We start from the raw sequence: 13733 nt of genomic DNA on the forward strand, positions 1-13733 counted from the left end.
TGGCTTTTTTATTTATCGGGATAATAAGCGTAATGCAGCTGCAAATAAGGAAGGACAGTCTTCAAAGGAAGGCTGAGCGATATACTTCATTATAAAAACTATATATGGGCAGGTCCGGTTGAGCACTCCTTAGCCGGACCTTTCTTTTTCTGCTGTCGACGTTCTTTCAACATTTAATCCGTTTTGATTGTTAGATATAAAAACAGATAATATGGCATACAAAATCGCATTCTTTGGAGCTAAACCGTACGATATAGCTTCATTCGACAAAGTAAATGAAAAGTATAATTACGACATTCGTTACTACAAGGGACATTTGAACCCGAATAATGTAGTCCTGACGCAAGATGCGGACGCGGTCTGTATCTTTGTCAACGACACTGCCGATGCCACTGTGATCGATGCGATGGTGAACAACGGTGTCAAACTGCTGGCCCTTCGTTGTGCCGGCTTTAATAACGTGGATATGAAAGCGGCCAAAGGGAAGTTGCCAGTCGTTCGCGTACCGGCCTATTCGCCTTATGCCGTAGCCGAATATTCGCTTGCCCTGATGCTGTCGCTGAACCGGAAGATACACCGTGCCTACTGGCGTACGCGAGACGGTAATTTCTCGCTGAACGGCCTGATGGGATTCGATATGCACGGCAAGACGATCGGCATTATCGGTACGGGAAAGATCGCCAAGATTCTGATCCGTCTGCTGAAAGGGTTCGGAATGCGTATTCTGGCTTATGACCTTTATCCCGACATGAAGTTTGCCGAAGAGGAAGGAATTTCTTATGTTTCGTTAGACGAACTGTATCGCGAGTCGGACATCATCTCCTTGCATTGTCCGCTGACCGACCAGACAAAATATATGATCGACAAAGACTCCATCGACAAGATGAAGAAAGGCGTAATGATCATTAATACAGGCCGGGGCCAACTGATCAACACCAACGACCTGATCGAAGGCCTGAAGGAAAAAAAGATTGCAGCTGCCGGCTTGGACGTGTACGAGGAGGAGGGCGAGTACTTCTATGAAGACAAATCCGATAAAATTATCGACGATGATGTACTGGCCCGTCTGCTTTCTTTTAATAATGTGATCGTTACCTCGCATCAGGCTTTTTTTACGAAGGAAGCCCTGCATAACATTGCAGAGACAACCCTTCAGAATATCGATGATTTCCGCCACCATCGTCCCCTGGTGAACGAAGTTATTCTGTAAAAAGACTATGTTTATATCGCTGATTTATTATATTTTTGTGGCCATTGTCCGGTGTGAGCCAGGCAATGGCTTTTATTTTTTAGTAAACAGATATGGAAATAGACAGTCGCACAGGTCTGGTGCTTGAAGGAGGGGGGATGCGTGCCATCTTTACCGTCGGGGTGCTGGACTGCTTTATGGATCATGAGATTTGGTTCCCCTATACGATCGGCGTCTCTGCCGGGGCAAGCAACGGCATATCGTATGCCTCCCGCCAACGCGGACGTTCCCGTTTCAGCAATATCGACCTGCTGGAAAAATATGATTATATCGGTTTCAGGCATTTCCTGCGGGGACGGGGCTATATCGACATGAAATACCTTTTTTATATTTATCCGGAGAAATATTACCCGCTCGATTACGAGACTTACTTCAAGTCGCCGAACCGCTTCGTCATGGTCACCAGCAATTGCCTGACGGGTAAAGCCGAGTATTTTGAGGAGAAGCAGGATGCGGACCGTCTGGTCGATATTTGTTGTGCCTCCTGCACGCTTCCGGTGCTTTGCCCGGTGGCGTATGTCGACGGCGTCCCGATGGTCGACGGAGGTGTCTGCGATGCCATCCCGATCCGGCATGCCATCGACGACGGTTTCCACAAGAACGTGATTATCCTGACCCGCAACAAAGGTTACCGGAAAGAAGAAAAGGATTTCTGGCTGCCCGGCTTCATCTACCGCCAATATCCCGCTATCCGGAAGCAATTGAAACTGCGCTATCGCAACTATAACGAAGTGTTGGACTATATCGATGAACTGGAAGCGAAAGGAGACGCGATCGTCATCCGCCCGCAGGAGAAGATAGAGGTAGGACGCACCACCAACGACCGTAAGAAGCTGTCTGCCTTGTATGACGAAGGCTATGCCATCGGCCAATCCATCGTCGAAAACAACCGGTTTGATTTTTGCCTTTGAAATTCGGATTATTCGAGGAAATTCCTTACATTTGTACATTAACACTCTAAAAAGATGCAAGTGATGATGAACAATTATGCAAACTACCTGTATATAGCTATTCGCGCCGCCCTCGATGCCGGCAAAGCTATCATGGATATTTATACCGATCCTGAATCCGATTTCGGCATCGAACGGAAAGCCGATAATTCTCCTTTGACAAAAGCCGACAAGAAAGCCCATGCGATTATCTCGATGGCCCTCTCCGTGACGCCTTTCCCCGTGTTGAGCGAAGAAGGAAAGGAAATACCTTTTGCCGAACGTTCCGGCTGGGATATGCTCTGGATCGTGGACCCGTTGGACGGGACGAAGGAGTTTATCAAGAAAAACGGCGAATTTACAGTTAATATTGCCCTTGTGAAAGAAGGGGTTCCGGTATTGAGCGTGATCTACGTACCCGTACGGAAAGAGCTGTATTTCGCGGCAGATTCGTTGGGAGCATTCAAGCTGACGGAGATAGACAGCGGAAACCAACCTTCAATGGACGAGATAAAAACGAAAGCTATACACCTGCCTATGTCGATGGGACATCAGGGAGTCGTGGTGGTCGCTTCGCGTTCGCACCAGACGGAAGAAACGACTTCCTTTATCGAGAATCTGCGTAAGCAGGGACAGCCGGTAACCTTGATCAGTAGCGGCAGTAGCTTGAAGATATGCCTGGTAGCAGAAGGAACGGCCGATGTATATCCCCGTTTCGCTCCGACGATGGAGTGGGATACCGCTGCCGGACATGCGATTGCACGGGCTGCCGGATGCGATGTTTATCATATCGATGGCAAAACACCTCTGAAGTATAATAAGGAAGACCTTCATAACCCGTGGTTCATTGTCAAACCGCTCTGACGGGCGGTTTGTTCCGTTTCCTGAAACTTTTGGTCTGTTAGTAAGATAATCCCTAAAATAGGTTATCGTAATGAGATTAGATTTAATATTCTTATTACATTTGCACCTTATCTGAAAAACTTATACTTACAGACAAGTAGGCATGAACTTTGAAATAATATTTGTATTGCTGGCGTTGGCCGGCATGATAGCGGCATTGATATGGGATGGATTGAGGCCTGGGATGGTGTTACTCACGGTTGTGGTACTCTTTCTCTGTGCAGGAATATTGACGCCGAAGGAAATGCTCGAAGGCTTTAGCAATAAAGGGATGATAACTGTCGGAATGCTTTTTCTGGTAAGCGAGGGCATTCGCCAGAGCGGAGCATTGGGGCAGCTTATAAAGAAGTTGTTGCCGGAAGGGAAAACAACTGTTTTCAAGGCACAGTTCCGAATGTTGCCTCCGATTGCTTTTATCTCGGCTTTTCTGAACAACACCCCTGTTGTCGTTATTTTCGCCCCTATCATTAAGCGTTGGGCGGAGTCGGTCAAGTTGCCGGCGACGAAATTCCTGATTCCTCTTTCGTATGTGACCATTTTAGGCGGTATCTGTACCCTGATCGGAACGTCGACCAACCTGGTCGTACATGGCATGATCCTGGAAGCGGGATATGAAGGTTTCACGATGTTCGAACTCGGAAAGGTCGGCATCTTTATCGCATTAGCCGGTATCGTTTACCTGTTCGTCTTCTCCAACAAACTGCTGCCTGATTCCCGTGCGGATCGTTATGAGGAAGAAGAGGAAGAAGGCAATCCTGGCAACCTGCACCGGGTGGAAGCGGTGTTGGGTTCACGTTTTCCGGGTATCAATAAAACGCTGGGCGAGTTCAACTTTACCCGCCATTACGGTGCGATCGTGAAAGAAGTAAAGAGCGGGGGACAACGTTTTACCCGCGATCTCGATAGGGTGACGTTGCACGAAGGCGATACGCTGGTTCTTTGGGCGGACGATACATTCGTGCCGACATGGGGCGAATCCAGCGTCTTCCTTTTGCTTGCCAACGGTACGGACGGAACGGAACCGGTTTCGCGCAAGAAACGCTGGCTGGCATTGGGCTTGCTCATCTTTATGATCGTAGGGGCCACGGTAGGGGAGTTGCCTGCGGTGAAAGGAGCGTTCCCTGAAATCCGGCTGGATATGTTTTTCTTTGTCTGCATTACGACCATCATCATGGCGTGGACCAAAATTTTTCCTCCGAAAAAGTATACCAAATATATATCTTGGGATATCCTGATTACGATTGCCTGTGCCTTTGCCATCAGCAAGGCGATGGAGAATTCGGGTTTTGCAGCTTTGATAGCCAGCCATATCATCGGTATGGCGCATAATATCGGCCCGTATGCCTTGTTGGCGATCCTTTTCATTATCACGAATGTCTTTACGGAGTTGATCACGAACAATGCAGCTGCGGCGCTCAGTTTCCCGATCGCCTTGTCGGTCGCTACGCAGTTAGGCGTGGACCCGACACCGTTCTTCGTGGTAATCTGTATGGCGGCATCTGCAAGCTTCAGTACGCCGATCGGTTATCAGACCAATCTGATTGTGCAAGGTATCGGTAGTTATAAGTTCACGGACTTCGTGAAAATCGGTTTGCCCCTTAACTTAATCACTTTTTTGATCTCGGTATTCGTGATACCGATGATCTGGAAATTCTAAATAATTGACAATGGAAGAAAAACAAACTAACATCTATCCTATTTTCGATAGGATGATGACGAGGGAGGATAAGGAGCGTTTGTTGAAACAACGTAGTGTGATGGTGTGGTTTACCGGGCTGAGTGGTTCCGGGAAGAGCACGATGGCGATAGCGCTTGAGCGCGAATTGCACAAATGCGGTTTGTTGTGCCGCATCTTGGATGGCGATAATATCCGTAGCGGGATCAACAACAACCTGGGCTTTTCGGCCGAAGACCGGGTGGAGAATATCCGTCGTATAGCCGAAGTAAGTAAACTCTTTATCGATACAGGTGTTATCACTATAGCGGCTTTTATCAGCCCGAATAACGATTTGAGGGAAATGGCGGCTTCCATTATCGGGAAAGAGAATTTCCTGGAAATATATGTCAGCACTCCGATCGAAGAGTGTGAGCGGCGTGATGTCAAAGGTTTGTATGCGAAGGCGCGCCGGGGCGAGATCAAGGATTTCACAGGTGTTTCCGCTCCGTTCGAGGCTCCCGGACATCCTGACCTGACGTTGGACACTTCCGTGTTGAGCCTGAAGGAATCCGTTCACGAACTGATGGACCTGATCATTCCGAAAGTAACCGTTGCAAGACAATTATAAATAAGTAATCAAATAATACAATCCTATAATTATGTCAGATTATAAATTGAGCCATTTACAGGAGCTGGAAGCAGAGTCTATCCATATCATCCGGGAGGTAGCTGCCGAGTTTGAGAATCCTGTTATGCTTTATTCTATCGGGAAAGACTCGTCCGTCATGGTTCGCCTGGCTGAAAAGGCTTTTTCTCCAGGGAAAGTCCCTTTCCCTTTGATGCACATCGATTCTAAGTGGAAGTTTAAGGAAATGATCCAGTTCCGTGATGACTATGCGAAGAAATTCGGATGGAACCTGATCGTAGAGTCCAATATGGAAGCCTTCGAGGCTGGCGTAGGCCCTTTCACGCATGGCAGCAAGGTGCATACGGACCTGATGAAGACACAGGCGTTGCTGCATGCGCTCGACAAATATAAGTTCGATGCCGCCTTTGGAGGAGCCCGCCGTGATGAAGAGAAGAGCCGTGCGAAAGAACGTATCTATTCGTTCCGCGACAAGTTCCACCAGTGGGACCCGAAGAACCAGCGTCCGGAATTGTGGGATATCTACAATGCGCGTGTACATAAGGGAGAGAGCATCCGTGTGTTCCCGCTCTCCAACTGGACGGAACTGGATATCTGGCAATATATCCGTTTGGAAAATATTCCGATCGTACCTCTGTATTTCGCCAAGGAACGCCCGTGCGTAGAGATCGACGGCAACCTGATCATGGCAGACGACGACCGTTTGCCGGAGCAGTACCGCGACCAGATCGAGATGCGTATGGTCCGTTTCCGTACGTTAGGGTGTTGGCCGCTGACAGGTGCTGTCGAAAGCAATGCCGACACGATTGAAAAGATCGTCGAAGAGATGATGACGACAACCAAAAGCGAACGTACGACCCGTGTGATCGACTTCGACCAGGATGCAAGTATGGAACAAAAGAAAAGAGAAGGATATTTTTAATTAGTTGAAAGTGGAGAGTTGAAAGTGGAAAGTGGCTTCGCGTCGCTATTTTCACTTTCAACTCTCAACTCTCAACTTTCAACTTTCAACTTAGACATTATGGCAACATTAAATATAAAGGAGTTCTTAGATAAAGACGAACAGAAAGACCTGCTCCGCTTTCTGACTGCCGGATCGGTGGATGATGGCAAATCGACGCTGATCGGTCGTTTGTTGTTTGACAGTAAGAAGATTTATGAAGACCAGTTGGATGCCCTCGAACGCGACAGCAAGCGCATGGGGAACGCCGGCGACCATATCGACTACGCCCTGTTGCTGGACGGCCTGAAAGCCGAACGCGAACAGGGGATCACTATCGATGTGGCCTATCGCTATTTCAGTACGAATAACCGTAAGTTCATCATTGCCGATACTCCGGGGCACGAACAGTACACCCGCAATATGATCACCGGCGGTTCGACTGCCAACCTTGCCATCATCCTGGTGGATGCCCGTACGGGGGTGATCACGCAGACACGCCGCCATACTTATCTGGTTTCATTGCTGGGTATTAAGCATGTGGTACTGGCTGTGAATAAGATGGACTTAGTGGGTTTCGACAAGCAGATATTCGATCAGATTGTTTCGGACTACAAGGCGTTTGTCTCCTCTATGAATATCCCGGATATTACTTGTATTCCCCTTTCCGCTCTGGATGGCGACAATGTGGTGGAAAAGAGCGACCGCACGCCCTGGTATGAGGGGCCGTCGTTGCTGGACTTCCTCGAAACGGTTCCTATCGACCAGGACCGAAACTTCGAAGACTTCCGCTATCCGGTACAGTACGTTCTGCGTCCGAACCTGGACTTCCGTGGTTTCTGCGGAAAAGTATCCAGCGGCATCGTTCGTAAAGGCGATACGGTAATGGCTTTGCCTTCCGGCAAAACTTCCAAAGTGAAGAGTATCGTTACGTATGACGGAGAACTGGATTATGCTTTTCCGCCCCAATGTATCACGATCACGCTGGAAGACGAGATCGATGTTTCCCGCGGCGAAATGCTGGTACACCCTGACAACTTGCCGATAGCAGACCGCAACTTCGAGGCCATGCTGGTGTGGATGGACGAAGAGCCGATGGATGTGAACAAACAATTCTACATTAAACATACAACCAACCTGACGCGTGCCCGTGTAGACAGCATCCGCTATAAAGTGAATGTCAACACGATGGAACAGTTATCGGTTGACAATGGACAATTGACAATCGACAATCTGCCGATGAAGCTGAACGAGATCGCCCGTGTCGTCTTTACGACCGGAAAGGAACTGTTCTTCGATCCGTATCAGAAAAACAAACAGACCGGAGCCTTTATCCTGATCGACCCGATCACGAATAACACGTCGGCTGTCGGTATGATTATCGACCGGGTGGATGCCCGCGACATGGTGACGGAAGATGCGTTGGCCGTACTGAACTTGCCGGAATTAGGTATCGGTTCCGAGCACTACGAAGCTATCCGTACCGTTTGTAAAGAGCTCGGACGGCAAGGCGTCCCCGTGAAGTGTATAACAGAAAATAAATAAGGCATGGGATTACTGGAATTTGACAAACTACCGATCAATACGTTAGTCGGAGCCGACTGGAAAACGTTCAAGGCCGTGACAGCCAATAAAACGGTCGACAAGGGATTTCGTAACAAATATTTCCTGACGAAATCCGTTTGCCGCCTGCTCAGCCTGTTGCAACCGTTCGAAGATGCGCGTTACCGCAAGATTGCGGGCAAGCCGCTGGAGATGGACCCGGTGTTCATTCTCGGACATTGGCGTAGCGGGACGACTTTCATGCACAATGTCTTCTCGTGCGACAAGCATTTCGGCTACAATACGACCTATCAGACCGTATTCCCGAACCTGATGCTCTGGGGACAGCCTTTCTTCAAGAAGAACATGGCGTTCCTGATGCCCGACAAACGTCCGACCGATAATATGGAGTTGAAGGTGGATCTCCCCCAGGAAGAGGAATTTGCCTTGGCGAATATGATGCCTTACACGTATTATAACTTCTGGTTCTTTCCGAAGCATATGCTCGAATATTGCGACCGCTATCTGCTTTTCGACAATATCAGCGAACACGAGCGGGAAGTGTTTAAGGAAACATTCCTCAAACTCATCAAGATTTCCCTCTGGAATACGAACGGGACCCAGTTCCTGAGCAAGAATCCGCCTCATACGGGACGCGTGAAGACGTTGGTGGAAATGTTTCCGAATGCGAAATTCATCTATCTGAAACGGAATCCGTACACGGTGTTCGAGAGCACGCGCAGCTTCTTCACCAATACGATCCAGCCGCTCCGCTTGCAGGACATCTCCAACGAGCAGATCGAAAGCAACTTTATCGAAGTGTATCGCCGTCTGTTCTATAAATATGAAGAACAAAAGCACCTGATACCCGAAGGGAACCTGGTAGAGGTGAAGTTCGAGGATTTCGAGCAGGATGCTTTCGCCATGACAGAGGACATATACAAGAAATTAAACCTCCCCGGCTTTGAAGAGTCAAAAGCAGAAATCGAGAAATATCTCGGAAAAAAGAAGGGCTATAAAAAGAACCAGTACAAGTATGACGACCGCACGGTACAGCTTGTTGAAGAAAATTGGGGAATGGCTCTCGATGAATGGGGATATTCTTTATAGGTGAAATCGTTGCAGCTGATTTCGCTGGCTCCCGGCAAAGGAAGATTCACGTGAAGCTGAGGCTGCCGGGAGCCAGCGAAGCCTGCTGCATGTGAATCCGGGATTGCCGGGAGCCGGCAGAGACGGATTCATGCGCTTCCGGGACTGCCGGGAGCCGGCGGTTCGAACTGCATGTGTTTCTTGTGCCGCTGGCTTCCTGCGGCTCCGGAAGCGGTAATTGAAAAAAACAGTATTTGAAATGAAACGAAAAGCAAAAATATTCCTGCTCCTGGGAATTGTCAGTTGTCAATTGTCAATTGTCAATTCCCAAGAGCACGTGGTTCCGTTCAGTTTTGGAGATATGGATCATTGGGTCGTTCGCGAGATACATGAATCCGGCATCATCGGAGGAAATACGAAGCATCTTTATGAGCTTGGCCCGACAGATACGATCATTGGCAACACTGCCTATACGAACCGGGGCGGTTCGCCGTGGGCGAACTCCAACGTGATGGCAAAGGTGGCAGGCGTGGTGAAGACGAATACTTCTGTCTTCCCGGAGAGGCGGGACGACGGTTGGTGCGCGCGCTTGGAGACACGAATGGAAAGTGTGAAGGTTTTCGGCCTGGTCGATATCGAAGTGGTAGCTGCCGGTTCCGTCTTTCTCGGAACGGTACACGAACCGATCAAGGGGACCAAGAACCCGCAGGCCATGTTGAACAGCGGAGTGGCGTTTACCAAGAAGCCGAAGGCATTGCGCTTTGACTATAAGGTGAAGCTGGCTCCTGAAAAGAACCGCGTCCGCAGTACCGGCTTCAGCCGCAAGACAACGGTTGCCGGACAGGATTCGATCGCAGCCATTCTTTTCCTTCAGAAACGTTGGGAAGATGAAGACGGAAACATATATGCCAAACGTGTCGGGACAATGGTGCAGCGTTATACGGAGTCCAGCAACGGTTGGGTGAACGGTGCGACCTATCCGATCCTGTACGGCGATATTTCGAAGCATCCGGAGTATAAGCCTTATATGCGGATTCAGGTGGAAGAGCGTTATGCCTTGAACAGCCAGGGTAAAAGCGTCCCTATCCAGGAAGCAGGTTGGGCGGCGGAAGGCGAATTGCCGACTCATCTCGTCCTGCAGTTTACTTCCAGCCACGGTGGCGCCTACATCGGCTCGCCGGGCAATACAATGTGGATCGATAATGTAGAACTTATATATTAGGTGAAAGTTGAAAGTTAAATTTTTCTTTTCAACTTTCAACTTTCATCTTTCACCTTTCAACTGATCTGAAATGATGGCAAAAGATAAAATAAAAGCACTTCGCGAAGCGCTGGAGCAACATAATTACAACTATTATGTGCTTTCGGCACCGACGATATCGGACCGTGAGTTCGATGAGATGATGAAAGAGTTGCAGACCCTTGAAGAGGCGCATCCCGAATATGCCGACCCTCATTCGCCGACACAGCGGGTGGGGAGCGACCTTTCCAAAGAGTTTGAACAGGTAGTGCATAAATATCCGATGCTTTCGCTGGGCAATACCTATTCGGAAGAGGAAGTGAAGGATTTTTACGAGCGCATAGCCCGTGACCTGAACGAGCCTTTCGAGATTGTCGCCGAGTTGAAATATGACGGCACGTCCATCTCGCTTACCTACGAGGACGGCCGTCTGGTCCGGGCTGTGACGCGTGGCGACGGGACACGTGGCGACGATGTAACGGCCAACGTGAAGACAATCCGTTCGGTCCCTTTGAAACTGATGGGTGACCGATACCCGGCAGCATTTGAGATAAGGGGGGAAATCCTGCTTCCCTGGGCCGAGTTCGACCGCTTGAACAAAGAACGTGAAGAACAGGAGGAGCCTCTTTTCGCCAATCCGCGCAATGCCGCTTCCGGCACGTTGAAGCAACTGAACCCGGCGATTGTGGCAGCCCGTAAGCTGGATGCCTATTTCTATTATTTGTTGGGAGAGGAGTTACCGGCGGAAACGCATTTCGATAACCTGGAGGCGGCCCGTTCATGGGGGTTCAAGATTCCGAACGTGATCCGCGTGTGCAACAGCCTGGAGGATATATACGATTATATCGCTCATTGGGATGCCGAACGCAAGAACCTGCCGGTTGCGACAGACGGGATCGTTTTGAAAGTAAACTCATTGCGTCAACAACGCAATTTGGGATTCACGGCCAAAAGCCCGCGTTGGGCGATTGCCTACAAGTTCCAGGCCGAACGTGCCGTGACGCGCCTTAACTCCGTGTCTTTCCAGGTCGGGCGGACAGGGGCCGTTACTCCGGTTGCCAACCTGGAACCGGTATTGTTGGCCGGAACGACCGTGAAGCGTGCTTCCCTTCATAATGCGGATATTATCGAGGGACTCGACCTGCATTTGGGTGACAAGGTATTTGTGGAGAAAGGCGGCGAGATCATTCCGAAGATTGTCGGTGTCGATGTCGAAGCCCGCGGCTTGCTGGTAGGCGATAAGGTCCGTTTTATCCGTTCCTGTCCCGAATGCGGCACACCGTTGGTGCGTCCCGAAGGAGAAGCGGCCCACTATTGTCCGAACGAAGCCGGCTGTCCTCCACAGATCAAAGGGAAGATCGAGCATTTCGTTACCCGGAGGGCCATGAACATCAATATGGGGCCGGAGACTGTCGAAGATTTGTACGAAGCCGGCTATGTCAAGAACGCGGCCGATCTCTATACATTGGAAATATCCGATCTGCTGCGCTTGGAACGCTGGGCTGACAAGAGTGCCCGCAACCTGATGGCGAGCCTTGAAGAATCCAAACAGGTTCCTTTCGAACGGGTCCTTTATGGATTGGGGATTCGCTTTGTGGGTGAAACGGTGGCAAAACGCTTGGTCTCCGCTTTCCACTCTATGGATCAGTTGGGACAGGCTTCTTTTGAAGATTTGATAGCCGTGGATGAGATCGGAGAACGGATCGCCCGGAGCATCATCGCTTACTTTGCCGACGAGCGTAACAGGACGTTGGTGAACCGTTTGAAAGAATACGGGCTGCAGATGTCCGTGGCCGAAGAAGTTCTGGCAAACCGTTCCGAGAAACTGAAAGGCTTGAGCATTGTTATCAGCGGGACGTTCGCCAAACATTCCCGCGACGAATACAAGGCTATGATCGAGCAGCATGGCGGAAAGAACAGCGGCTCGGTGTCCGGTAAGACCGATTATATCCTGGCGGGAGATAATATGGGACCGGCCAAACTCGAAAAGGCGGCCAAGTTGGGTGTGAAGATTATAAACGAAGACGAATTCTTAAATATGATAGCGGAATGAGACTGACGAATTATTTTATTAAAAAGAAAGTGCAGTCTTTGGCTTCCGAGGCTGCCAGCCGCAAGCATGAGTTCTGTACGCTGGAAGACGCAGGCCATATCCTGATCCTTTATCAGGCAAACGACCATGAGCTTGTAAAGCCTTGCCTGGACGTCCTGCGTAAGAAGAACAAAAAGGTGCAGGCTTGTGTCTATGTCTCCGGCGACCCGGCACCTGAAACGGATGCCTCGTACACTCCGGTTCATGCCAAGAAGGATGTGAACACTTGGCTGGTCCCTTCCGATGCCGTCGTGGAACGGTTCAGGACGATCAAGGCGGATATCCTGATCGATCTTACGCGGCCCGACTGCTACCCGATGCAATACCTTATGCTACAGCATCCTTGCGGATTCAAGGTGGGAGTGAAGCATGCCGATATCGATTTGTATGATCTGTCCATATCAGTAACAGAGCGTGAAGATATCAAGCATTTGTTCGAACATATATTATTTTATTTACAGGCGATACGCTCAAAATGATATAAATTCCTTATTTTTGCAGTGCTAAATAACAAAAAAGGAATATTTTCCCCATGGCAGACATAAATTTAAAAGGAATGGGTGTGGCGCTGATCACTCCCTTTAAAGAAGATGAAAGTGTAGACTATGAGGCGTTGGCCCGGCTTGTAGACTATCAGTTGCAGAATGGAACCGATTATCTGGTTGTGTTAGGTACCACTGCGGAAACCCCTACACTCGCAGAAGAAGAAAAGAAGAATATAATCAATTTGGTCGTAACGAAGGTAAACGGGCGCATTCCCATCGTGTTGGGGGTTGGCGGAAACTGTACGCGTTCGGTTGTCGAAAAGTTGAAAAACGATAACTTTGACGGTATAGATGCGATCCTGTCTGTCGTACCTTACTATAATAAACCGTCCCAGGAAGGAATCTATCAGCATTATAAAGCGATTGCGGAGGCGACTGCGTTGCCGATTGTCCTGTATAACGTTCCGGGACGTACCGGCGTGAACATGACGGCCGAGACTACGCTGCGTATCGCCCGTGAGTTCAAGAACGTGATCGCGGTCAAGGAGGCTTCCGGCAATATCACCCAGATGGACGATATCATCAAGAACAAACCGGCGAACTTCAATGTGATTTCCGGAGACGACGGTATCACTTTCCCGCTTATTACGTTGGGAGCTGTGGGCGTGATTTCCGTAATCGGCAATGCTTTCCCGCGTGAGTTCAGTCGTATGGTGCGTCTGGCATTGGCAGGCGACTACGATAGTGCCCGTACGATCCACCATAGCTTTACGGAGTTGTTCAGCTTGCTGTTTGTCGACGGCAATCCGGCAGGAGCGAAGAGTATGCTGAATGCAATGGGCTTTATCGAAAATAAATTACGCTTGCCTCTGGTTCCGACCCGTATCACCACGTTCGAAAAGATTCGTGATGTACTACGTCAGTTGAGCATTAAGTGCTAAATCGTATCTGAATAAGTTAT

12 protein-coding genes are annotated in these 13733 nt (G+C 49.4%); all 12 read left to right on the top strand.

The window, feature by feature from the left end:
• The first annotated feature begins 211 nt into the window (after positions 1-211).
• The 12 genes from H8S65_RS03455 (at position 212) to dapA (ending at position 13713) form a co-directional block, all read left to right on the top strand.
• Complete coding sequence (locus tag H8S65_RS03455) at positions 212-1210, top strand: 2-hydroxyacid dehydrogenase (protein ID WP_186928573.1); 999 nt, start codon at positions 212-214, stop codon at positions 1208-1210.
• 92 nt (positions 1211-1302) lie between these two features.
• The gene (locus H8S65_RS03460; RefSeq protein ID WP_186928574.1) at positions 1303-2160 is read left to right on the top strand and encodes a patatin-like phospholipase family protein; all 858 of its coding nucleotides are present in this window, start codon (positions 1303-1305) and stop codon (positions 2158-2160) included.
• Between the two features lie 66 nt (positions 2161-2226).
• Positions 2227-3042, top strand: a complete 816-nt coding sequence (gene cysQ / locus H8S65_RS03465) for a 3'(2'),5'-bisphosphate nucleotidase CysQ (RefSeq protein WP_186928655.1) — start codon at positions 2227-2229, stop codon at positions 3040-3042.
• A 142-nt stretch (positions 3043-3184) separates the two neighbouring features.
• Entirely contained in the window at positions 3185-4738 is a 1554-nt protein-coding gene (locus tag H8S65_RS03470) for an SLC13 family permease (protein WP_186928575.1), read from the top strand.
• Between the two features lie 10 nt (positions 4739-4748).
• Entirely contained in the window at positions 4749-5366 is a 618-nt protein-coding gene (gene cysC / locus H8S65_RS03475; RefSeq protein ID WP_186928576.1) for an adenylyl-sulfate kinase, read from the top strand.
• A gap of 28 nt (positions 5367-5394) precedes the next feature.
• On the top strand, positions 5395-6306 hold the full coding sequence (cysD, locus tag H8S65_RS03480; protein ID WP_186928656.1) for a sulfate adenylyltransferase subunit CysD: 912 nt from the start codon (positions 5395-5397) through the stop codon (positions 6304-6306).
• Positions 6307-6405: 99 nt separating this feature from the next.
• Complete coding sequence (gene cysN / locus H8S65_RS03485; protein WP_186928577.1) at positions 6406-7869, top strand: sulfate adenylyltransferase subunit CysN; 1464 nt, start codon at positions 6406-6408, stop codon at positions 7867-7869.
• 3 nt (positions 7870-7872) lie between these two features.
• Complete coding sequence (locus H8S65_RS03490) at positions 7873-8976, top strand: cholesterol-responsive sulfotransferase (protein ID WP_186928578.1); 1104 nt, start codon at positions 7873-7875, stop codon at positions 8974-8976.
• Positions 8977-9214: 238 nt separating this feature from the next.
• Positions 9215-10177: a PCMD domain-containing protein gene (locus H8S65_RS03495; protein WP_186928579.1), complete on the top strand. Its 963-nt coding sequence runs from the start codon at positions 9215-9217 to the stop codon at positions 10175-10177.
• A 70-nt stretch (positions 10178-10247) separates the two neighbouring features.
• Positions 10248-12248: an NAD-dependent DNA ligase LigA gene (gene ligA / locus H8S65_RS03500; RefSeq protein WP_186928580.1), complete on the top strand. Its 2001-nt coding sequence runs from the start codon at positions 10248-10250 to the stop codon at positions 12246-12248.
• On the top strand, positions 12245-12766 hold the full coding sequence (locus H8S65_RS03505; protein WP_186928581.1) for a DUF6913 domain-containing protein: 522 nt from the start codon (positions 12245-12247) through the stop codon (positions 12764-12766). Before ligA ends, H8S65_RS03505 begins: the two co-directional genes overlap by 4 nt.
• 53 nt (positions 12767-12819) lie before the next feature.
• On the top strand, positions 12820-13713 hold the full coding sequence (dapA, locus tag H8S65_RS03510) for a 4-hydroxy-tetrahydrodipicolinate synthase (protein WP_186928582.1): 894 nt from the start codon (positions 12820-12822) through the stop codon (positions 13711-13713).
• Positions 13714-13733: the final 20 nt, after the last annotated feature.

It is taken from the genome of Parabacteroides hominis (assembly GCF_014287585.1).
In the GTDB taxonomy this organism is placed as follows: Bacteria; Bacteroidota; Bacteroidia; order Bacteroidales; family Tannerellaceae; genus Parabacteroides; species Parabacteroides hominis.